This window comes from Marinobacterium rhizophilum DSM 18822 (genome assembly GCF_000378045.1).
GTDB classification, from domain to species: domain Bacteria; phylum Pseudomonadota; class Gammaproteobacteria; order Pseudomonadales; family Balneatricaceae; genus Marinobacterium_A; species Marinobacterium_A rhizophilum.
The window spans coordinates 1-21,683 of sequence record NZ_KB899124.1 but is presented as its reverse complement, the minus strand read 5'-3'; the positions used below and the strand labels follow the sequence as shown (position 1 = coordinate 21,683).

17 protein-coding genes are annotated in these 21,683 nt (G+C 55.9%); 10 read left to right on the top strand and 7 right to left on the bottom strand.

Features of this window, described 5'->3' with window-relative positions:
- Positions 1 to 488 precede the first annotated feature (488 nt).
- Positions 489 to 3,029 carry a DUF7453 family protein gene (locus tag F451_RS27955; protein WP_156826615.1) on the top strand — a complete coding sequence of 847 codons (2,541 nt, stop codon included), beginning with the start codon at positions 489 to 491 and terminating at the stop codon, positions 3,027 to 3,029.
- 692 nt (positions 3,030 to 3,721) lie between these two features.
- Here the strand turns inward: F451_RS27955 and F451_RS0123595 are convergent.
- The 5 genes from F451_RS0123595 to F451_RS0123575 form a co-directional block, all read right to left on the bottom strand.
- A complete protein-coding gene (locus F451_RS0123595) occupies positions 3,722 to 4,504 on the bottom strand; it encodes a GntR family transcriptional regulator (protein ID WP_020683894.1) in 783 nt (260 codons plus the stop codon).
- A gap of 62 nt (positions 4,505 to 4,566) precedes the next feature.
- Complete coding sequence (locus F451_RS0123590; RefSeq protein WP_020683893.1) at positions 4,567 to 5,721, bottom strand: ABC transporter ATP-binding protein; 1,155 nt, start codon at positions 5,719 to 5,721, stop codon at positions 4,567 to 4,569.
- 40 nt (positions 5,722 to 5,761) lie between these two features.
- Positions 5,762 to 6,610, bottom strand: coding sequence for a carbohydrate ABC transporter permease (locus F451_RS0123585; RefSeq protein WP_020683892.1), 849 nt, complete (start codon positions 6,608 to 6,610; stop codon positions 5,762 to 5,764).
- Between the two features lie 12 nt (positions 6,611 to 6,622).
- Positions 6,623 to 7,555 (bottom strand): carbohydrate ABC transporter permease, encoded by a 933-nt coding sequence (locus F451_RS0123580; RefSeq protein ID WP_020683891.1) that lies wholly within the window; start codon positions 7,553 to 7,555, stop codon positions 6,623 to 6,625.
- A 117-nt stretch (positions 7,556 to 7,672) separates the two neighbouring features.
- Complete coding sequence (locus F451_RS0123575; RefSeq protein ID WP_020683890.1) at positions 7,673 to 8,947, bottom strand: ABC transporter substrate-binding protein; 1,275 nt, start codon at positions 8,945 to 8,947, stop codon at positions 7,673 to 7,675.
- A gap of 376 nt (positions 8,948 to 9,323) precedes the next feature.
- Between F451_RS0123575 and nagB the strand changes: the two genes are divergently transcribed.
- The 3 genes from nagB (at position 9,324) to nagA (ending at position 12,230) form a co-directional block, all read left to right on the top strand.
- Entirely contained in the window at positions 9,324 to 10,106 is a 783-nt protein-coding gene (nagB, locus tag F451_RS0123570; protein WP_020683889.1) for a glucosamine-6-phosphate deaminase, read from the top strand.
- Between the two features lie 71 nt (positions 10,107 to 10,177).
- Positions 10,178 to 11,065 (top strand): glucosamine kinase nucleotide-binding domain-containing protein, encoded by an 888-nt coding sequence (locus F451_RS0123565; protein WP_020683888.1) that lies wholly within the window; start codon positions 10,178 to 10,180, stop codon positions 11,063 to 11,065.
- Between the two features lie 22 nt (positions 11,066 to 11,087).
- The gene (nagA, locus tag F451_RS0123560) at positions 11,088 to 12,230 is read left to right on the top strand and encodes an N-acetylglucosamine-6-phosphate deacetylase (protein WP_020683887.1); all 1,143 of its coding nucleotides are present in this window, start codon (positions 11,088 to 11,090) and stop codon (positions 12,228 to 12,230) included.
- 410 nt (positions 12,231 to 12,640) lie between these two features.
- Here the strand turns inward: nagA and F451_RS0123555 are convergent, their stop codons facing one another.
- Positions 12,641 to 12,811, bottom strand: coding sequence for a thioredoxin domain-containing protein (locus F451_RS0123555; RefSeq protein ID WP_020683886.1), 171 nt, complete (start codon positions 12,809 to 12,811; stop codon positions 12,641 to 12,643).
- Between the two features lie 273 nt (positions 12,812 to 13,084).
- Between F451_RS0123555 and F451_RS0123550 the strand changes: the two genes are divergently transcribed.
- The 4 genes from F451_RS0123550 (at position 13,085) to F451_RS26420 (ending at position 17,707) form a co-directional block, all read left to right on the top strand.
- On the top strand, positions 13,085 to 14,503 hold the full coding sequence (locus F451_RS0123550) for an FAD-binding oxidoreductase (RefSeq protein WP_083928535.1): 1,419 nt from the start codon (positions 13,085 to 13,087) through the stop codon (positions 14,501 to 14,503).
- Between the two features lie 237 nt (positions 14,504 to 14,740).
- Positions 14,741 to 15,349 (top strand): OmpW/AlkL family protein, encoded by a 609-nt coding sequence (locus F451_RS0123545; protein ID WP_020683883.1) that lies wholly within the window; start codon positions 14,741 to 14,743, stop codon positions 15,347 to 15,349.
- Positions 15,350 to 15,504: 155 nt separating this feature from the next.
- Positions 15,505 to 16,557, top strand: a complete 1,053-nt coding sequence (locus F451_RS0123540) for an AraC family transcriptional regulator (RefSeq protein ID WP_020683882.1) — start codon at positions 15,505 to 15,507, stop codon at positions 16,555 to 16,557.
- A 229-nt stretch (positions 16,558 to 16,786) separates the two neighbouring features.
- Complete coding sequence (locus tag F451_RS26420; protein ID WP_156826614.1) at positions 16,787 to 17,707, top strand: S8/S53 family peptidase; 921 nt, start codon at positions 16,787 to 16,789, stop codon at positions 17,705 to 17,707.
- An 89-nt stretch (positions 17,708 to 17,796) separates the two neighbouring features.
- Here the strand turns inward: F451_RS26420 and F451_RS0123530 are convergent, their stop codons facing one another.
- Complete coding sequence (locus F451_RS0123530; protein ID WP_020683880.1) at positions 17,797 to 19,224, bottom strand: sigma-54 interaction domain-containing protein; 1,428 nt, start codon at positions 19,222 to 19,224, stop codon at positions 17,797 to 17,799.
- A 439-nt stretch (positions 19,225 to 19,663) separates the two neighbouring features.
- On the opposite strand from F451_RS0123530, the gene F451_RS0123525 reads away from it, so the two are divergent.
- Together F451_RS0123525 and F451_RS0123520 are read left to right on the top strand one after the other, a co-directional pair.
- Positions 19,664 to 20,446, top strand: coding sequence for a 3-hydroxybutyrate dehydrogenase (locus F451_RS0123525; RefSeq protein WP_020683879.1), 783 nt, complete (start codon positions 19,664 to 19,666; stop codon positions 20,444 to 20,446).
- Between the two features lie 122 nt (positions 20,447 to 20,568).
- Positions 20,569 to 21,639: a TRAP transporter substrate-binding protein gene (locus F451_RS0123520; protein WP_020683878.1), complete on the top strand. Its 1,071-nt coding sequence runs from the start codon at positions 20,569 to 20,571 to the stop codon at positions 21,637 to 21,639.
- The last annotated feature ends 44 nt before the right edge of the window (positions 21,640 to 21,683 follow it).

The window sequence follows — 21,683 nt, the reverse complement described above, 5'->3', positions numbered from 1 at the left end:
TGCCCACCGATGGCGCTTTGGATTTGGCGAGCCACGAATGGCCACAAGGAAGGGTCAGCGGCAGCGGCATAGATGGCGTCGATTAAGCTGAGCAGTGGGTCTGAGGCCATGTTAGTTTCCTCGGCCATCCCTGGATCTCATCCGTAGTGGGTTGAGACCATACCTGCCCATCTCTCACAACACTCACAGATGGTACTGTCTAGGTCAGTCACCGCGATGTCTTTAAACGTTAGTGCAAAAACTAGCCATTTGGATAGGTTCAAACCTAGGAATTATTCCTATTTTCAAACATGACACTGGATCTCATTCAGGAGGCTCATGTCATTGATGATGCATGCCGGAGGGCGGATTTTAGCCCGTCTTCCTGATGTGCACTCGATGGCGGGCGGAGCACGGATGCCATCTTGACTCAGTACCTTGGGAGTCGGCGTTGGTCTGGTGCCACCGATGAATGTGAGATCACACTGAACTTGTGGAGGAGGTCCTCGATGAAACAGATCAGATCTATAGCTGACCGTCGGCTTGCCGGACGCTGTGTTGCTAAGGTGATTGTTGCCGTTTGTCGGGCATTTTCATGTATATCTTTTGATGCACCACCGTGTCGAATTAATGGGGGAGGAGGCCTAACGACGCTTTCCGATCTTGGTTGGCTACGGCGGATTGGGAAACTAACTCGCAATTTGGTATTTTTCTTAGGTCAAGGTATGAATATAGAAGGGCTTCTTTTTTTTATACTCTTCTCTAATAGCGTTTTAGCCAGTGACCTTTTTGAGTTTTCAAAAATTGCCGAAAGTTCACAGACAGATAGTGATAAACCCTTTGTTATAATATTTCATTATGCATTAAATAATAACGGTGACGTTGCATTTCAAGGAAGAAGGCGGACGAATGGCACCTTCGTCGATGGATTGTATCGTGGTGATGGTGTAGGATTTTATCCAGTTCTGGAACCTGATGAAACAGGTTTTCCCCAAATTCCGCTTCAAAGTCGTGTGGGAATTAATGATAATGGAGTGGTTTCTGGATTGGCTTCAGATGAATTTTATAATTTCTCGGTTTGGGCTATTACTTCAGGAGGAGTCATAAACACCATTGAGGGGAACATATCGCCAGAATTTACTGCTGCTGACATAAACTCAAGTGGCCAAATCGCATCCAGAAGGAATGCATTTGATAGTATTATAATTTCTGATGGAGTAAAAGAAACAGACCTTGGACCTTATGCACGAGCGGGTGGAATTGGTAAGGTTGTCGTGAACGACGTCGGACAAGCTGCACACTTATTTGTATTCGATTCTATTAGAGAGCCGATTTATGTTTATCGTTATGAAAGTGGAGCCGCTCCTATTTCAACTGCTATTGACGTGTCTGACGGAATATCTACAGTAATTGCAAATGATACCATTGGGTTCAACATATTTGGCAATGCTAGCCTTAATACTGGCAGTGGTTCAGAAACCGTTGGTAACATAATGCTTGTCACTGATGACGGTACTTTCACAGTTGCGGGCTCAGAATATGACCCGTTTACTAAATTCCATTTCGGTACTTCTTTGAATAATAATAACATGGTTTCATTTATAGCATCTACTGATATTGATGGAGTGGAAAGACAAGGTATTTTTGTGCGTGCACCGACAGATAGCGCATTAGTTGAGGTGGTTACCGAAGGTGATAGTTTGAATGGCCTTGAGGTAACAAGATTTAGTGGTTTAGATACTGAAGCTTTAAATGAAGTAGGACAAATCGCATTTGTTGCATGGCTTTCAGATGGCAGTCGGGCCGTTTATAGAGCTGATCCTAAGCAAGGGGTGATGCCAGGGAGGCCCGTAATTCCTGATCTCGAACTAGGAGATGGAAGGGGCTTCCCTATGCCGATTCCAATGATAAATTTTGGTGGTCATTCTATAAGAACCTATTTTGATCCGCCCATCGCAGTTGGTTACCATTACACGGTCAATGAGTTGGCGCCTTCAATTGATTCGATTCTAATAAATGCACCATTGCCAGGTGGAGATCATACTTTTAATCTTCATTTTGAAGGGCAGACTCATACGCTATCCGCAATGATTCCGTTCTATTTTTCGGACTTCATTCCAGGGGGAGTTAGATCATTCACTCTGGATGGTATTGAAGAAAGCGAAATGCTCGATCCAAATAGTCCGCTAGCGTTTGTAACGGGCCTCACTTTTGTAGATACGGCTACTGAAGGTAGTATACTAACAATGACGCCTATTATTATTGGTGATGAAGAACCAGACACACAACCTCCGGTAGTAGAAAGTGTCTACACGAGCATTAATCCCGTAGAGCACTACACGTCGTTTTATATTAACGCTGTAGTTGATGATAGTGGAACTGGGTCATCCATCATTACTGGCGCTGAATATACTATAAATTCGGGATCACCCGTGAGCATGAACGCTTTTGACGGAGTTTATGACAGCGATATAGAAACCGTATTTTCGACCATTGTAGCAGGGCTGGAATCAGGGGTGCATTCAATTTGTGTCACTGGTACCGATGATGCTGAACTTGTGAGTACATCTCAGTGTACGTTCTTGGCGGTTTTCGATCCAAGTGGCGGCTTTGTCACTGGCGGGGGGTGGATTGACTCACCGGAAGGTTCATATTTGGATAATCCAGGGTTAACTGGGACGGCCGAATTCGGATTTGTGACGAAATACAAAAAGGGAGCAAGTGTGCCAGATGGTGATACTGAATTTAATTTTGAAACGGCCGGATTGAGATTTTACTCGGATGATTGTGATTGGTTGGTTGTCTCTGGTTCTCGAGCTCAGTTCAAAGGTACAGGTACGATCAACGGCGAGGGCAACTATGGCTTCATGATCACAGTGATTGATGAAGCACTTAGCAATAGCTCGGAAAAAGATCGTTTTCGTATAAAAATATGGAATAAGGAAATTGCCGATAGTATCGTTTACGATAATCAGGTAGGTAATGATGATGCTAGCGATCCGACAACCGATATTGGCGGCGGATCTATTGTAATTCACAAACCTAAATAGAAATAAATAGATATTTTAGTCCATTATACCAAAATGCCTTACCGTAGTTGGTCGGGCGTTTTTAATCTATTTACCTGAAAATATATTACTTGTTTCTATACGGCTCGTATATGATTACAAGTACATCAGGTCTTACCTTTGTAAAGTTCCCTGTTTTAGTTCCAGCTATTAACAAAGTTCATCCGGTCATCATGTGCCGTTAGCAGGAATTCAAGCCATTCAGTTCGATCTATCCGCAATCTGTTGAAGGTGGTAATTCAGCACAAGAGCAGGGTTTATAGTAACCACGCATCGTGCCAATGGCCACCTACCAGTCCCTGACTGATCCAGAGCCGCACGCAAAAAAGGCCTGACGCTTGAAGAGAAGCCTTTATTGCGTTGGTTCGAGGTGATCAGTTCGAGCTTGATCGGGCGACGCTGCTTGGGGGGCAGGCCAGCGCGGTCTGCCCAAACAGAAGTTTCTTGCCTTCTTCTGTCACGGCCGGGCGGCTGGTCCAGGGTTTGCCTTTTTCATAGGCGGCAATCACGGCAGGACGGCTGTGCATCCTGTCGAACATCGATACCGGGATAACGACTACTTCTTCCTAATGATCAAAGCCACATTTCCCGGTAAAACGCGATGAACCTAATAAAATCCCATCGATGGAGCCAAGGCACGGGCCGGCATTGTGAAGACCGGTGCTCTTTGGGAATTAAAGACTCTCCACCGGCACGCCATCAGGGTTGCGGATCTCGGCGACAAAATCGTACGCATCGCCTGGAAACCAGGAGCGGGTGAATTCGACCGGCGTGTCGTCTGCCAGTAGGCCCAGGCGCTCAATGTAAAGTACGGCGCTGTTGGCCGGAATGGCCAGGTGGGCGGCGCGGGTTTCGTCGATGGAGATGGCGCGCAGGCGCTGCAGCGCCTTGACCGGGCGCAGGCCCAGTTCCGACATGACCTGGTACAGCGAATCCTTGATCGCAAAGGGGTTGTCGAGAAAGCGCCGTGGAATGGCGGCCATTTCCAGCCCCATGGGCTGGTCGTCCACCAGGCGCAGGCGGTGAAAGCGCACCACTTCGTCATCGGGCCCCAGGTGCAGGGCACGCTGCTCCTCCTCGGTGGCCAGACCGAGGGAGCGGTCCAGCCACTTGGAGCCGGGGGTGCGGCCGCGCTCGCGCATGACTTCGGAGAAGCTCTTGAGAAAATTCAGCGGCTGTTCGACCCGGTCGCTGACAAAGGTGCCTACGCCTTGGCGCTGCACCAGAAGGCCTTCGGTGACCAGGTCGTCGATGGCGCGGCGAACCGTGACCCGTGACACCTTCATGATCGTGGCGATCTCCCGCTCCGGCGGGATTGCCTCACCGTATTGCAGCTGCCCGTTACGGATGGCATCGCGAATGCGCTGCTGGAGTTGCAGGTACAGTGGCTTGGCTTCACGCGAGCCCTGTACCGGCGCGTCGAAGATCTGGTGAATCAGGCTGTCTGTCTTGTCCATGGCTAATCCCGTGTCGCAACAATGCCCGCCGCCTTGATACGCAGGTCCGGCGGGCGGGTTCCCTAAAAGGCTTCCTGGCCCACGGCTTTGAGTTGTGCCAGCTCTGCCGTTGAATGCACGTTACCGGCCTTGAGCCTGCGCAGTGCACGGTCGTTGCTGTCAAACACATGGGCGTTATGGGGGGCGAAGGATACCTTGATATGTTCCGAAGTGGTAACGGTGCTTTCGCCACTGCCGCGCACCACGATCTCGGTACCATCGCTCAGGGTCAGGTAGATAAAGCTGGCTTCCCCGAGGCGCTCTACCAGGGTGACGTCACCGCTGAGCATCGTGCCGGCATCGCTGCGCTCGTCAATGTGCTCGGGGCGCACGCCCAGGGTCACCGGGTCGCCTACCTTCAGATCACCGGCCTCGACGCAGGCGCGGCTGCGACAGCCGTTGCTCAGCTGGATCTCGATATGATCACCGCCAAGGGCGGCAACCTTGCCATCGATGAAGTTCATTTTCGGCGAGCCGATAAAGCCGCCGACAAAGCGGGTAGCGGGATGCTGGTAGAGCTCCAGCGGCGAGCCGCACTGCTCGACACGGCCCTGGTTCATGACCACGATCTTGTCGCCGAGCGTCATGGCTTCCACCTGATCATGGGTGACATAGATGATGGTGGCGCCCAGTTCCTTGTGCAGCTTGCCGATCTCGACCCGGGTTTTCACGCGCAGCGCGGCATCCAGGTTGGACAGGGGCTCGTCAAACAGGAATACATTCGGGTCGCGCACGATGGCCCGGCCGATGGCCACACGCTGGCGCTGTCCGCCGGACAGTTCGCGCGGCAGGCGCTCCAGCAGGTGATCGATATGCAGTATCCTGGCGGCCTCGCGTACCTTGGCGTCGATAAAGTCCTTGCCCTTGCCGGCAATCTTCAGCCCGTAGGACATGTTCTTGAACACTGTCATGTGGGGGTAGAGCGCGTAGGACTGGAATACCATGGCGATGCCGCGCTGGGCCGGCGCGAGCGCATTGACCTGCTGATCGCCGATGTGCAGTTCGCCGCTGCTGATGTCCTCAAGCCCGGCAATCAGGCGCAGCAGCGTCGACTTGCCGCAGCCGGAGGCGCCCACCAGTACCACGAACTCGCCGTGCTTGATGTCCAGGTCGATGCCGTGCAATACGGGCGTATCACCGTAGCTTTTCTTGATGTTGCTCAGTTTAACGTCAGCCATGATTAACCTCGTTTATTCTTGTGTATCTGTATTGCCCGACTCACTTCACTGCCCCGGAGGTGAGGCCGCGAATCAGCTGACGGGAGAAAATTACATAGAGCACCAGCACCGGCACGATGGCGAGTGTCAGGGATGACAGCACGGCGTTCCAGTCGGTGACGTACTGGCCAATGAACTGCTGCACGCCCAGGGTGATGGTCTGGGTGCTTTCGCCGGGTGCCAGGATGAGCGGGAACCAGAGGTCGTTCCAGATCGGGATCATGGTGAACACGGCCACCGTGGCCATGGCCGGGCGGATTAGCGGCAGGATAATGGTGAAGAAGATCTTGTACTCGCTGACATTGTCGCAGCGTGCCGCTTCCTTGAGCTCCTTGGGCACCTGACGAATGAATTCCGACAGGATAAACACCGCCAGCGGCAGGCCCTGGGCGATATACACCAGTACCAGGGCGGTAAGGGTGTTGACCAGGTCGAGACTCGCCATCAGGTTGAGGATGCTTACGGTACCCAGGCGAATGGGAATCATGATGCCCATGGCGATCAGTACCGCGAGGAACAGGTTGCCGCGAAACTTGTACTCGGTCAGTGCCCAGGCGGCCATGGCGCCGAACAGCAGCACGAAGAACAGGGAAATCAGCGTGACGATCATGCTGTTGCCAAAATAGAGGCCGAAATCGGCGCGCCCCAGTACCTGTTCGAAGCCTGCCAGGCTGAACGAGTCCAGCGACGGCAGGGCCAGCGGGTCCTTGAAGATCGCCTTGCGGCTCTTGAAGGCGTTGACGATGATCACCAGGATCGGGAACAGCGCGATGACGGTATAGGTCAGCAGAACCGCATGGGTCATGAGGGTCTTGCCGGTGTTGTGTTTGAGGCCGGGCAGGCTAATCATGGTTGTCTCCCCTCAGAGCTGAAAGCGTTTCATGCGACGCTGTACGACGAACAGGTACAGCATTACACCCACCAGAATGATCAGGAACATCAGTGTGGCCACCGCGGCACCCATGGTGATGCTGCCCGATTGCAGCTGGAAGCCAAAGAAGGTGCGGTAGAACAGGGTGCCCATGATGTCGGTCGAGAAATTGGGTCCGGCCAGCGCGCCCTTGACGGCATAGATCAGCTCAAAGGCATTGAAGTTGGCCACAAAGGTGAGAATGGACACCATGCCGATGGTGGGCAGGATCAGCGGCAGTTTCACGTGCCAGAAGGTCTGCCAGGCGCTGGAGCCATCCACTACGCTGGCATCGATCAGGTCGTCGGGAATGCTCAGCATGGCGGCATAGATCAGCATCATCGGAATGCCCACGAACTGCCAGACCGAAATCAGTGCCAGGGTAATGAGCGCGCTGGATTCCTTGCCGAGCCAGGCGTCGAAATACTGCCCCAGACCGATGCTGTACAGAAAGCCTTCGCTGATGCCCCAGATCGGGCTCAGCAGCAACTGCCAGACGAAGCCGATAATGACCACCGATAGCATGGTGGGCATGAAAATCAGTGTGCGGTAGGTGTTGCTCAGGCGCAGTCTGGGCGAGCTGAGCAGGGCGGCCAGGAAGAGCCCGATGGGGTTCTGTACCAGCATGTGAATGAGAAAGAACTTGGTATTGTTCCAGAGCGCGTTCCAGAACGGCTCGGACCAGGCGGCATCCAGCAGCAGCGTTTTGTAGTTGCTGATGCCGGCGAAGAAGCGCTGTCCGGTCTCGTCTTCCTGGAACAGGCCGAGCCAGAGCGTGTCAAGCAGCGGATAGACGCTGAACGTCACGTAGATTAGCAGGCCGGGTGCCAGAAAAAACAGAATGTGCCAGGGAAAGCGGCGCTGGATGGAGCTGGGTTGGGACATGGTTCGCTACCCGCTTTGATGATTTAACTGGAGGGCTGCAATCCTGCTGCCGTCGTGTTGGTTGGGGAAGGAGCCCGTCACTCTGGACGGGCCCCGGGCTCCTTGGGGTGGCTGCGCTTACTGGTGCGGCTTGTACCATTGCTGCAGGCCGGCTTCGACCTGCTGGGCGGCGTCCTCTGCACTCAGGGTGCCATTGAGTACCTGGGTGCTGACGTTCCAGAGCTCGTTCTCCATGCTCGGCGTACCACGGGACAAAATCTGGTACGAGTTACGAATGGTCTGCTCGCAGTCCTGGCGCCAGCTGAGGAACTGCTGCGCGACTTTGTCCTTGATGTCGATCTGATGATTGGACAGCGAGAAAAAGCCCGGCAACTCGTTTGAATAGAGTTCTGCAAAGTCCTTGCTCGCCATCCAGCTCAGGAAGGTGCGCGCCGCTTCCTTGTTGGGGCTCGCCGCATTGATACCCATGGCAATGTCGGTGTGGTCGCTGATGTAGCAGGTGTCCTGGCCATCGGGAACGGGCGGGGGGAAAGCGGCGAATTCGAAGTCGGCCTGATCGTTAAAGGTTGGAATGTCCCAGGAGCCGGCGGGGTAAATGACACCGCGTCCCAGGGTAAACAGGTTCTGGGAATCAGCGTATTTCTGCGCTTCATAGCCACGGCCCATGTAAGGGCCCCACTTGGCCATCTGCTGCCATACCTGAACGTACTGGGGGTCGGTCAGCTTCTCGCTGCCATCAAGCAGCGCTTTGCGTCCGGCTTCACCTTTCCAGTAGTTGGGACCGATATTCTGAAAGCCCATGGTGGCCGATTCCCACTGGTCCGAGGTGCCCATCACCAATGGTACGTAGCGGCTTTCGTTCTTGATGGTATCGAGTACCTTGAAGAATTCGCTTTCGGTCTTGGGGACTTCAAGCTCAAGTTCCTCGAACAGCTCCTTGTTATAGATAAAGCCGTGAATGACTGAGGCCATGGGCAGGCAAAAGGTATCCTTGCCGTCATCGGTTACCCAGGCGCTGCGGGCGAAATCCGAGAAGTTTTCCATGCCGGGCAGGCTGTTCAGGGCTTCGAGGTTGCCCTTGGCGTAAAGGCTGAGCGAGACATCAAACGGGCGGCAGGTGATCAGGTCGCCGGCGGTTCCGCCCTGCAGCTTGGCTTGCAGCGCCGAGTTGTAATCGCTCGGAGGCGTGGGTGAGAACACCAGTTCAATATCCGGGTGTTGCTGGTTGAATGCGGGAATAATGACGTCGTTCCAGATCTTGCTGTCATCGTTGCGCCAGCTCTCGATCACCAGTTTCTGACCGGACCAGGCGCCAACGGAGCTGGTGGCCAGTATCAGGCCAAGCGACAGGCTGCCAAGCCGTGTTGCGATACCGTTGATGGGCATGCTCATTGTGACTGTACTCCGTATTTATTGTTGTGAGGTTGGTGTTCTGTTGTGGTCTTTACCTTTGGATGGGCTTTGCCATTCAAGTAATACCACTGTAGACCATTGGTGAGTCCAATTGCAATACCATTATGAGAATGAAATGCGTGCAATCGTGTTTTTAGTGGGTAATTCGCCGTATTCGGCTTGCTTGACCGCCTTTTTATGCGGTGTTTGGTCTTGTTGGTTGCGTTCGAAGCAAATACTGGTATTGTAATGGTATTGTTTTGTCTGCTGCAGTCGCCATCCTGGGATGGCAGCTGGACTGTCAGGCTGAGGCAGAACCAGAAAAACGAGCGCTAACAACAGTAATAACAAGGGCCCCGAGGGGTGGAGGAGTTCTATGCAGGTTATCATTGCGGATTCGGCACAGGAGGTGGCGCGACTGGGGGCTGACCAGCTGAGTCGTTTGCTGCGCACCACGCCTGAAGCGGTGCTGGGTCTGGCCACGGGTAACACGCCGATTGCGCTCTATGAAGAACTGATACGGCGCTACCGGCAAGGTGAGCTGAGTTTTGCCCGTGCTCAGTCATTTAACCTGGACGAGTACGTTGGCCTGGCGCCGGAGCACCCGCAGAGTTATCGCTATTTCATGAATCGGTATCTGTTTAGCCAGATTGATATCCCGCTGGCCCGCACCTGGGTGCCGGACGGCATGGCCGACCCGGCGTCTGCCGGCGAGGTCTATGAATCGCTGATAGAAGCGGCGGGCGGAATCGACCTGCAGGTGCTGGGTATCGGCCGCAATGGCCATATCGGTTTTAATGAGCCGAGCTCAAGCCTGGGCTCGCGTACGCGCATCAAGACCCTGGCGCCCCAGACTCTGGCCGATAACAGCCGTTTCTTTGCCGTCGATGAGTTTCAGCCCAGTCTGGCAATCACCATGGGCATCGGTACAATTCTGCGCTCGCGCAAGGCCCTGTTGCTGGCCACGGGGGATGCCAAGGCGGATGCGGTGCACGCCATGGTGGAAGGGCCGGTGACCGCGAGCTGCCCGGCATCTGCCCTGCAATTGCATCCCTGTGCGGTGGTAATTGTGGACCGTGCCGCCGGGGCGCGGTTGCAGCACGGTGAGTATTATCAGCGTGTTCGCCAGCAAACGGATCAGTTGAGTAGCCGCGATTAGCGGTGCGGGCGATGACGGGTCAACGCGGCCCGTGGCAGTATGAAAACGGCTTATGGCGGGCTAAAGAGAACATGAACGATAAATCATATTATCTGCTCGGTGTTGATGGCGGCGGTACCTCCTGCCGGGTACGTCTGGCGACGGCTGACGGCCGGGTGCTGGGAGAAGGGCGCGCCGGCAGTGCCAACGTGCGCCTGGGTGTGGACAATGCCTACGCTGAAATTCTGCAGGCGACCGCAGAGGCGCTGCGTGAGGCCGGGCTCGATGCGTCCATCCTGGCGCGTACCGTAGCGGGTTTTGGCCTGGCGGGCGCCGTGGATGATGCGCGCCGCAGCGCAGTACGGGATTTTGCCCATCCCTTTGCCGGGGTGGCGATTGAAACCGATGCCCACACGGCCTGTCTGGGGGCGCATGGCGGCGAGCCGGGCGCGATACTGATACTGGGTACCGGTTCCTGCGGGGTATACCAGAACGCCGGGCGCTTTCAGGTCATCGGCGGCTGGGGCTTCATGATTTCCGACCAGGGCAGCGGCGCCTGGCTGGGGCTGAACCTGGTTCGCCAGGCGATGCTGGCGTTAGACGGTATGATCGAGCCGACGCCGCTGAGCCGTGCGCTACTGGCGCGCTTTGAGAACAGCCAGAGCCGGGTGCTCGACTGGTCTGAACAGGCCAGGCCGCGTGACTATGGTGCTTTTGCACCGCTGGTGCTGCAGTTTGCAGCCGAACAGGATCCGCTGGCGATCCAGCTGCTGCAACAAAGCGGGCGTGAAGCCGGCGCTTTGCTGGCGCGCCTGCAACAGCTCGGCGCTGAACGTGTCTGCCTGATGGGTGGGCTGAGCGAACCGCTGCGGCCCTGGCTGCCGAAGACACTGCTGGGGCTGCTCTGTGCTCCGGCCGGGGATGCGATGGACGGTGCCCTGCTGCTGGCCCGCCGGCTGTTGAATGAAACTGCTGAATAAAGTCAATGCCTGAGGAAACCTGATGCAATTTGCGTTGATCAATGGCCGCATCTTTGACGGCGAACAGATACATGAAGACCGCGCCCTCTGGGTACGTGATGGCCGCATCGAAGCGCTGACAACATGCGCTCAGCTGCCCGCCGATATACCTGTGCAGGACCTCGCCGGTCAGTTGCTGGCGCCGGGCTTTATCGATACTCAGGTCAACGGTGGTGGAGGGGTGCTCTTTAATGACAGTCCCGATGTCGAGGGCATTCGTGCCATTGGGCGGGCGCATCGTCGCTTTGGCACCACCGGTTTTCTTGCAACCCTGATCAGTGACCGGCGCGAGGTGATGCAGGCTGCCCTGGGCGCTACCCGGGCGGCGCTGTCATGCGTACCCGGCGTTTTGGGCATTCACCTGGAAGGGCCTTTCCTCAACCTGCAGCGCAAGGGGATTCACCCGGCGCCAATGATTCGCTCGCCCGAAGAAGATGCGCTGGCGCTCCTGGGCGGTCTGGAGTCCGAAGGGGTAACGCTGGTGACGCTGGCGCCAGAGCAGGTGAGTCCGGGTTTTATTCGGCATTTGACGGAAGCCGGCATTATCGTTGCCGCCGGACATACGCAGGCCAGCTATGCCCAGATGAGAGAAGCGTTGGCTCAGGGTGTGAGCGGCTTTACCCATCTGTTTAATGCCATGTCGCCGCTGACCAGCCGTGAGCCCGGGGTTGTGGGGGCGGCGCTTGATGATGCCAATAGCTGGTGTGGTCTGATTGTTGATAATCACCATGTACATGCCGCGACGCTCAGGGTTGCGCTGCGGGCCAAGGCGCCCGGCAAGATGATGCTGGTGACCGATGCGGTTCAGACCGTGGGAGTGGAGGGGCGCGAGTTCGCGCTGCTTGGGCAGCCCATTGTGCGAGAGAACGGCCGTGTCTGCTCACCGCAGGGAACGCTGGCGGGGTCGGATCTCGATATGGCCTCTGCAGTGCGCAACTGCGTTGAGTCGCTGGGGCTTCCGCTGGAAGAGAGTCTGCGCATGGCCTCGCTCTATCCGGCGGAGTTTTTGCGACTTGGTGATCGTTACGGCCGAATTCGAGCAGGCTACCAGGCGAACCTGGTGTTGCTGGATGGGCAGTTGCAGGCGCAGCGGACCTGGATCGATGGTGTATCTGAACCCGCCTAAGGTGGGACCAGCCTGAGGCTGTGTCAGATTGTAATGATGAATCCCCTTAATATGTGGCTGTATATTATTGTAATTGTTGGATTAATTTATCGATGTGGCATCGCTGATATAGCGGTATCCGTTGTCACGGAAAAACAGCCATATATTTATACCGTTTATTTATACCGTTATCTGGTTTCAATGCTGCATTTTTGTACGTAAAAAGCCTGCTGATCAGCGCAGGGGGGAATGGGTTATTCGCCCGGCAGGTTAGTGGGGTGAAGCAGCAAGGCGCAGGCCCGTCGGGGTCTTGCCAGCGACTCAAGCCAGGGGGGTATCGCACAGGGCAAGCGAAAACCACGCACAATGGCTGTGCTCTCAAGGGCAGAGCGCTGCATGGGTTGCCTGATTTTCTCTTGCCGACAAGTGCGCTAGTGCCGTGTTTTCAATTTATGGAAATAGGCCTTGATCTCATCCTCGCTCGGCTGATGCCGAAAGGCCAGTTCGCCATCGATGAGGATAATGGGCGAGTGGCGAATATTGTGCTTGGTGATCAAATCGGGATGATCTTCCAGATAATCAACCTGATAACCTATTCCCAAGTCCCTGAATTCTCTTTCTATATTAGGTACCGAGAAATCCGTTCTAGTGACCAGTAGTTGAACTCTCATGGCGATATTCCCCGAATTTGAGGTGTAACCAATCCTGCAACTCCTGTAGCAAATAACTGGCGTCTGTCAAATTATAGATGGCGGCAGCAATTTTGGCTTCGACTAAGATGTAAGCGTGTTGGTCAGTCTGTCGTCGGCCGCCCATGCCAGGGATTGCCCGTTCCGTATTGGATGCGCATTTACTGCAGGCTGGAGGTTACGTCCATGTACCGTTTAACTTTATCTGATGGAGGAGTCGTAGAGCTGGAAGAGTCGGAGATCGACCGGCTCGCTGGGTCTTTGCGCGGCGATCTGCTCAGGCAGGATTCTTCACATTATGACTGGGCGCGTGGCATCTGGAATGCCATGATCGATCGCCGTCCCGGGCTGATTGTGCGCTGTGCCGTTCCAACCGATGTTCGAGCGGCGATCGATTTTGCACGCCAGCACGGGTTGCTGGTGTCGGTTCGCGGAGGCGGTCACAACATTGCCGGTAATGCTGTCTGCGACGGCGGATTGATGATCGACCTGGCGCCCATGCGCTGGGTGCGGGTTGATTCCAGTGCGGCCACGGCCTGGGTCGGGGCGGGTGCCACTCTGGGTGACCTGGATCGAGAAACACTGGCGTGCGGACAAGTTGTGCCGCTGGGGATTAACTCGACCACCGGGGTTGCCGGTCTTACGCTCGGCGGCGGGTTTGGATGGCTGTCGCGGCGCTTTGGTCTTACGGTCGATAACTTGAAATCGGCGGATCTGGTCAGTACGGGCGGGCAATTTCTGCGGGCCAGCGAGCAGGAAAATCCAGATCTGTTCTGGGCGCTGCGCGGGGGTGGCGGTAATTTTGGTGTTGTCACCGCGTTCGAGTTCTCGCTGCAGCGGATCTGGCCGGAAGTGCTCGCCGGCCTGATTGTTTACCCGCTCGATCAGGCGCGTTCTGTGCTGCAGCAGTACCGGGAATTCGCCGCCCAGGCGCCTGACAGCCTGACTGTCTGGGGTGTCATGCGCAAGGCGCCGCCGCTGCCGTTTCTGCCTGAAAACGTACACGGAACTGAAGTGCTGATCCTGGCGCTTTGTTATAGCGGTAATCCGGACGACGGCGCGGCTCTGATTGAGCCGTTGCGCCACCTGGGAACGCCTGCAGGTGAACATGTTGGCCGTCAATTGTTTGTGAACTGGCAGGCCGCGTTTGATCCGCTGCTGGCCCCGGGGGCGCGAAACTACTGGAAGTCCCACAATCTGGCCGCCTTACCGGATGCGCTGATCGATATAGTGGTGGAGTATTGCCAGCGTTTGCCGTCGGATCAGACTGAGATTTTCATTGCACAGATGGGCGGGGCCACCAACAGCAAGCCTGTTGATGCAACCGCCTATCCGCACCGCGAGGCCGAATTTATCGTCAATGTTCATGGCCGCTGGGACTCGGCGAGCGATGACGATCGTTGTATCGGCTGGTGCCGGCAGTTGTTTGATGCGCTGGTACCCCATGCGATGGGGGGCGTGTATGTCAATTTCATGACCGCCGATGAAGGGTATCGGGTCGGGGAAGCCTATGGCGCGAATCACCAGCGACTGGCAAGTCTCAAGCAGCAATATGATCCGGATAACCTGCTGCGCATGAATCAGAATATACCGCCGTCGAGATAGTCCAGAGGTTCCTTGAATGTGCCGGTCCTCACGCAGTCGCGGCAGCGGCTCCGTGGGCCTGCTTGCCTGGCAGGCCAGAAATGTGATTGCTCAACCCATGTTGTTTTGACGTCCGTCAAGAAATTGCCTGGATATAAGTTCTCTTTCAAGCAAAAGGCGATATAGATCAATGTACTGACAGCCAATAGGCGGTTTAATGCGCGCAGTTTTTTAGAGCCTTGTCAGGGAGTCGGTACAATGAAAAATATGCGTTTATCTGTGGCGGTCGCGGTCGGTCTGGCGTCGTTGTCCAGCCTGAGTCAGGCTTATGAGGCCGGTGATGTCATTCTGCGTGCGGGCGTGGCCTCGGTTCAGCCGGATGCCAAGCCGCATGGCACGCTTGATGCCCTCAATGTCGACGTGGATAACGGTACGGCACTGGGTATCACGGCCTCCTATATGCTGTCGGACGAGATCAGTGTTGGATTGTTGGTCGCCTCGCCGTTCAAGCACGACATTACATCCAATGGCCGCAAAATAGGGGATGCCAAGCAGTTGCCGCCCACGCTTTCGCTGCAATACATGCCGGCACTGGATCTTGGCGGCTTTCAGCCCTATGTGGGTGTCGGTATCAACTACACGACTTTCTTCGAAGAAGATTCAACGCTGGGTGAGCTCGAGCTTGATGATTCCTGGGGCATTGCCTGGCAGGCAGGTTTTGATTACCAGCTACAGAATCAGTGGCTGGTAAACGCCGCCGTCTGGAATATTGATCTCGAAACAGACGCGAAACTGAACGGTGCCAGTGTCGGCTCGGTGGATATTGATCCCTGGGTCTATATGGTAGGCGTGGGCTACCGTTTCTAAGTGACGGGGTTGAAGCTGCGCCAGTCGGCGCAGCTGGGTCTGGCCCGGTTGTTCAAGGGCGGTGCCTGGCAGGGGCCGGTGAATCGCCGGTTGTACGCTGTGGGGCATTGACGGTAATATTTTCAGACAGTTGCAGGATTTTGGTAATCCAAAATATGTCCAGGTCTGAAGCCGTTACGATCGATTATGTTGAAAGCCTGCTGACCCATGCCGAGCAGAAAGGATATGACGTTAACTCGCTGTTAAAGTCTATCGGGCTATCGCGTGCCGACATCGAGGGTCGGGAGGACTTTCCTGCCGAGCAGTTCGGCCAGCTCTATCAACGCATGATGTGGCTGGTGCAGGATGAGTCGTTTGGAATGCTCTCGGGTGGACGCATGCCCAACGGCACCTTTCGCATGATGTGTTTCAGTGTTATTACCTGTACAACCCTCGGGGAAGCGATACGCCGCTGCGGCCAATTCTATGAAATCTGCAAGGGGCCGACGGTCAAGCCCCATATTGATATTGAAGGCAGCAGTGCGGTGTTTCGGTATGTGGCGCTCAGTTCCATGCCGGCCGATACGGTAAAACGCCTGGTATCGGATGAAACACCAGGGCTCATTCGATCGACCCTGTCGATCTGGCACCATTTCATGAGCTGGATGGTGGGTTATCGCCTGCCACTGGAAAAGGTAGCCTTTACCTTTGCATCCCAGCCCAACCTGAACGATTACCAGAACCTTTTTCAGTGTCCGCTGGAGTTTAACGCGCCGGAGAACTGCCTGGTTTTTCCCGCCGCACAACTCGAAATGCCCATGATGCAAACGGCCGAAACCCTGCGCAGCTTTCTGCGTACGGCACCGTACCAGCTCATGGTCATGGTGAATGGTGACCGTTCCGTCAGTGCGCAGGTGCGTGGTTTGATCGGTCAGGACTTCAGTCGTTCGCCGCCGACCATCATTGAGGCGGCCCGTGCGTTAAACATGTCGTCACGCACCCTGCGACGCCAGCTTGAGCGTGAGGACACAACCTATCAGGCGCTCAAGGACCAGAGCCGCTTTGCCGCGGCGCAGGAATACCTTAACTATCCCGGTATCAGTGTGCAGGAAGTCGCCTCCATGCTGGGTTTTACCGAACCCAGCGCGTTTGTACGTGCATTTCGCAAGTGGAGTGGCATGACACCGGCGTCCTATCGTCAGAGTCATCGCGCAGATGCGGCGCGCTGAAGCTCTTAATATTTAATACATATCGTGTATTTTATTTTTTCATGCGGATGATTAGATAAGCGGGTGACGATGAAACGGGCGGTCCAGGCCTGTTTCTTCGCCCGGTTTATCCTATCGACGCCGCTACCGGTGTGGAGTGCCGGCAAAGTCACGCGCTCGTCTGGCTATACTCAGTTCAGTGCCGGGGTCGCCGTGTCGGATGGCGAAAGGTCCTGTCATTGGGGGTGCCATGCCTGCCAGGATTGCGCTTTTTTTGCTGCTGTTTCAGTTTCTCTGTCCGTGTGTAACCGAGGCTGCCCGGCGAGTGGCGATCGTGGATCGTTTCTTTCCCGCGTTAAGCGCCTCGGCGCAGGGGCAGGCCATGCAGCGCTGGATGTACGGTATGCTGGATCTGGATGGCGACCAGATCAAGGAGCCTTACTATCATGGTGATCTGGTACGTCTAATCGCCGCCCACCCCGAGCTGTCCTTTTTTCTCTATCCCATTGGCAGTGACAGGCCGCCGCTGGATTCCATTGTGCTTAATTTACGCGAAATACGTGCCCGGCTGGATCGACAGCCGCTGGATGCGCTGCTGCTATCCTGGGAGTCGTCCACATTGATCAGCGCTTTCGAAGTGCCGCTGCACCGTTCGCGCGCATCGCGCTATGTGGCGCAGCTAGAGGAGTGGAGCGAGGCGGGTGGCAACTGGGGGGCAACGCTGGCGATTATTCGCGAGCTGGAAGCCCTGGCGGATGCCGGGGTTATCGTGGTGACTATCGCGGGCAACGGTGGCCGGGGCATGGTGAATACCTTCTCGTTTGCTCGCGGCGTGATTACCGTGGGCGCCATTGAGCCTGAACTGGCGCACTTCGTCAGTGACAATGCGCTGGTTGACCGGCGTGAGCGCGCGGCCTACTTTGCCAGGTTGTTGCAGGCGCCCTCCGGGGAATTGCTCGGCTACGACCTGGATGGGGACCTGTGTCAGGATATACCACTGCGTGCGCTGAGCAGCTATGCGAAAGCCCAGGGCGCTTTCCCTGCGAGACCCTGGCCGCCACTTAAGGGATCCTCCTTTGCGGCGCCTGCCGCACTGAAAAAAATCCTCCTTGACGAGCATGCCGGCACGGCCTGCAGCGGTTCGACAGGCGCTGAACACCCCCGGCCCTGATGACGTTTGCGGGTGTGTTAGGCTGCCCGGAAAATCACCTTCGATCGCGCAGCGGCCACCGCTCAGGGGATCGCAAGGGTTGCGGATGCTCAGCTGATCTTCTTCAGCTTTTCATAGAGGTTGGCGCGGGATATGCCAAGTATTTTCGCAGCCTCGGTCTTGTGGCCGTGACAGTAGGCCAGTGCATCAATGATGGCGGCACGCTCTGCCGCGAGCGTGGCTTCGGCCAGGCTGGAGGGTTGTTGACGGGCAGGGGGCGGATTGGTCTGTGGGGCGCTGGAGGCGGGTCGATGGGCAGTGTCAGCGTGGCGTAAAAAAGGCAGCAGACTGGCTGCGGTAATTTCGTTGCTGTCATCAAGCACGCAGGCACGTTCAATCACATTGTGCAGTTCGCGGATATTGCCAGGCCAGGAATGCCTGCTCAGTAGCTGCAGCGCATCGGCCGAGAGGGTCTTGGCCGGGATGCCGAGTTTGAGGGCAATCTGGTCAAGAAAGTTTTCACAGAGGGCCTCGATATCGGTCAGTCGGTCGCGCAGCGGCGGCAGCTGCATTGGAAAGGCGCTGAGCCGGTAGTAAAGGTCGGCACGAAAGCGGCCATTCTCCACCATGTCGAGCAGGTTGAGACTGGTGGCAGCAATAATCCGTACATCCGCCCGTTTGAGCGTGTTAGAACCAATGGGCTCAAATTCCTGTTCCTGCAGTACGCGCAGCAGTTTGGCCTGCAGGTCCAGGGGCATATCGCCAATCTCATCCAGAAACAGGGTGCCACCGTGGGCCAGTTCGAACTTGCCGACACGGCCGTTTTTGGCTGCCCCTGTGTATGCGCCGGGTGCCACACCAAAGAACTCTGCCTCAATCAGGTTTTCAGGCACAGCGGCCACATTGAGGCTGACAAAGGGCCCGGCATTGCGCGCCGACAAATCGTGCAGCGCGTGGGCAAACAACTCCTTGCCGGTGCCGGTTTCACCGCTGAGCAGTACCGATATGTCGTAGCGGGCAGCCTGCCGGACTTGTTTGCGCACCGCTTGCAAAGCATCGCTGCGGCCAATGATCTGCGACATGTGGTAGCGGGAATGCCGCTCCTGGGCCAGCTTGTTGCGCGCATCGCGCAGCTGATTCTGCAGGGTGTTGTACTTGGTTAAAAGCGGGTTGATGCGGTCAATGCTTTCGCTGGCCACGAAGCCAAAGCCGCCGACTATATTACCCTCTTCATCCTGCAGCGGGATAACGCTCACCACAATCCATTGGTCTTTAAGGTACAGCAGGTCGAGAAAGATCGGCACGCCACTGGCAATGACGTCGGGCAGGTAGCTGCCGGGGATGATGCTGCTGATGTGCTGACCAATGGGGGAGGCCTGAAGGTCCAGAAAACGGCAGTAGGATTCACTGATCCAGGTGATGCAGCAGTCTTTGTCCACTGCAATCGAGTGTTCATAAAACTGCTCAAAGGATTCGGTAAAAAATGACAACGCCTGTTTCTTGATACGGCGTTGCGATGTTTCATCCCATGGCACCATGCTGGCGTTCTCTTCCTGAGTGATTTGTACAGAATTTAAGACGTTATTGTCTTTACCACAAGACATTAAGTGTCTTTTTTTCCAGACAGTCTAGTGACTGAATGGATAGGCTAGTTAATAAAATATAATAAAATCAATGTATTAACATTTTTGGCCCGAGAGGTGCTTTAGAGATTCGCAGAATAACAAAATGCGAGCATCGAAATGCCACTTATCCTCTCTTCAGCGTTGTGCTGTCTTTTACGTACCGCATCAAGGGCCGCTGACGCTTTTGGCGCGCCACTGAATATTTGTTTTCCCTGTTTCACCCTGATCCGTAACTGGGACAGTCCCGGCCGCGGTAGCCGTGCTGCGCCTGTGCCTATGGGCATCCTCAGGCACAGAATCTGAGCCCCATTTCTTCTTTCGCAACCTATAAAAATCCATTGGAGACGTATTCATGAAACGCAGCCGAACAGCACTGGTTACAGGTTCCAGCAGCGGAATTGGTCTGGCGACGGCGAAAGTGCTCGCCGCCAGCGGCGTGCAGGTCATGCTGCACGGCCTGGAAGAGCAGGCGATCGGAGAGCCGATTGCGCAGGCACTGCAGCAGGAGTTTGGCGTACAGACGCGGTATTTCTGTGCCGATCTTGCTACGCCCGATGCAGTTAAGCAGCTTGTGAACGCGACCGTAACGCAACTGGGGGCTCTCGATATTTTGGTGAACAATGCGGGCATTCAGTACACCGCTGCAACGCAGGATTTTCCAGTGCACAAGTGGGATCAGGTTCTGGCAGTTAACCTCAGTGCGGCCTTTCATGCCACGCGGCTCGCACTGCCGGCCATGGAGCAGGCCGGTTGGGGGCGCATCATTAATATCGCCTCGGTTCACGGCCTGGTGGGCTCCGCCAACAAGGCGGCTTATTGCGCCGCAAAGCACGGCCTCGTGGGATTGACCAAAGTGGTCGCGCTGGAGCAGGCGGCCAACGGTGTAACGGCCAACGCCATCTGCCCGGGCTGGACCGACACGCCGATATTGAACCATCAGATACAGGTATTTGCCGAGGAGCATGGCGTGTCGATCGACGAAGCCAAGCTGGGTCTGCTGCACAGCAAAACACCCTATCCCTCATTGATTGATCCTGCGTCCATCGGTGCCATGATCGTTTTCCTTTGTTCCGATGCCGCTGCCGCGATCACCGGTGCGGCGTTGCCAATCGATGGTGCCTGGACAGCGCAATAAGGCTGCCACATCGAAGCGTTACTCTCACTGCCATGTCAGTGCGTGAAAAATCCGTTATCGGCCCTCGCAGGTTGGTAGCGGGCAACTATGGAAAGACACAACCACCACACTCTGGAGCACACATGAAAACAATAAAGTCCGTTCTGATCTCTGCCGCCGTTGCCGGTGTTGTTGCCACTATGGCGCTTCCGGCCATTGCTGCCGACAAGGTGCTGCTGAAAACGCCGATCGCCTTCGGTACCAATCTGCCGGCGCTGGGCACCACAATCGTCTGGGTGGCCGATCATCTGAACAAAATCAGTGATGGCAATGTGCGCATGAAGATCTACGAACCCGGCAAGCTGGTCAGCCCGCCGGAGATTCTCGATGCGGTGTCCTCGGGTAAAGTTAACTCGGGTTACGCGATTTCCGGTTACTGGCAGGGCAAGATACCGGCGGCATCACTGTTTTCCGCCGTACCCTTCGGTCCAGAGGCCGGTGAATACATGGCCTGGATGTACTACGGCAACGGCATGAGCCTGTATCAGGAGATGTATGACACTGCCGGTTACAACGTCAAGGTGCTGCCCTGTGCCATCCTGTCGCCGGAGACCTCCGGCTGGTTCGCCAAGCCGATCGACAAGCCCGAAGATTTGCAGGGCCTGAACATGCGCTTCTACGGTCTGGGTGCAGCGGTGATGGAGAAACTGGGCGTCAGCACCGTGCAGATTCCCGGTGGCGAGATCTTTGGTGCGCTTGAGAAAGGGGCCATTGATGCCACCGAGTTTTCCCAGCCTGCCATCGATACCCGTCTTGGGCTGAACAAAATCGTCAAGTACAACTACTTTCCCGGCTGGCACCAGCAGGCCACCATTTTCGAACTGCTGATCAACAAGGATACCTGGGGTGGCATGAGCGAAGGGCAGCAGGCACAGGTTGAAACCACCTGCATGGCATCCATGACCAACTCGGTGGCAGAAGGTGAGGCCATGCAGTTCCCGGTGATGGCTGATGCGAAGAAGAACGGTGTCGAGATCCGCTACTGGAGCGATACGATGCTCGAAACATTCGAGGAAAAATGGTTGGAAGTAGCGTCTGAAAAGTCCGCTGAAGACCCCTTCTTCAAGAAGGTCTGGGACGACCTGAGCACCTTCCGCAGCGGCTACGACCTGTGGGAAGCCAATGCGTTCCTGCCCCGCAGCCGCGCCGAGTAATACCTGCCGCCGGGGCAGGGCGCCCCGGCTTTTCAGGCGTACCC

Bases quoted from the DNA above. Each gene is read 5' to 3' on its own strand.
- F451_RS0123580 (WP_020683891.1), bottom strand. From the start codon at position 7,555: ATGTCCCAACCCAGCTCCATCCAGCGCCGCTTTCCCTGGCACATTCTG.
- F451_RS0123595 (WP_020683894.1), bottom strand. From the start codon at position 4,504: ATGGACAAGACAGACAGCCTGATTCACCAGATCTTCGACGCGCCGGTA.
- F451_RS0123585 (WP_020683892.1), bottom strand. From the start codon at position 6,610: ATGATTAGCCTGCCCGGCCTCAAACACAACACCGGCAAGACCCTCATG.
- F451_RS0123550 (WP_083928535.1), top strand. From the start codon at position 13,085: ATGTACCGTTTAACTTTATCTGATGGAGGAGTCGTAGAGCTGGAAGAG.
- F451_RS0123520 (WP_020683878.1), top strand. From the start codon at position 20,569: ATGAAAACAATAAAGTCCGTTCTGATCTCTGCCGCCGTTGCCGGTGTT.
- F451_RS0123540 (WP_020683882.1), top strand. From the start codon at position 15,505: ATGTCCAGGTCTGAAGCCGTTACGATCGATTATGTTGAAAGCCTGCTG.
- F451_RS27955 (WP_156826615.1), top strand. From the start codon at position 489: ATGAAACAGATCAGATCTATAGCTGACCGTCGGCTTGCCGGACGCTGT.
- F451_RS0123545 (WP_020683883.1), top strand. From the start codon at position 14,741: ATGAAAAATATGCGTTTATCTGTGGCGGTCGCGGTCGGTCTGGCGTCG.
- nagA (WP_020683887.1), top strand. From the start codon at position 11,088: ATGCAATTTGCGTTGATCAATGGCCGCATCTTTGACGGCGAACAGATA.
- F451_RS0123590 (WP_020683893.1), bottom strand. From the start codon at position 5,721: ATGGCTGACGTTAAACTGAGCAACATCAAGAAAAGCTACGGTGATACG.
- F451_RS0123575 (WP_020683890.1), bottom strand. From the start codon at position 8,947: ATGAGCATGCCCATCAACGGTATCGCAACACGGCTTGGCAGCCTGTCG.
- nagB (WP_020683889.1), top strand. From the start codon at position 9,324: ATGCAGGTTATCATTGCGGATTCGGCACAGGAGGTGGCGCGACTGGGG.
- F451_RS0123565 (WP_020683888.1), top strand. From the start codon at position 10,178: ATGAACGATAAATCATATTATCTGCTCGGTGTTGATGGCGGCGGTACC.
- F451_RS0123530 (WP_020683880.1), bottom strand. From the start codon at position 19,224: ATGGTGCCATGGGATGAAACATCGCAACGCCGTATCAAGAAACAGGCG.
- F451_RS26420 (WP_156826614.1), top strand. From the start codon at position 16,787: ATGCCTGCCAGGATTGCGCTTTTTTTGCTGCTGTTTCAGTTTCTCTGT.
- F451_RS0123525 (WP_020683879.1), top strand. From the start codon at position 19,664: ATGAAACGCAGCCGAACAGCACTGGTTACAGGTTCCAGCAGCGGAATT.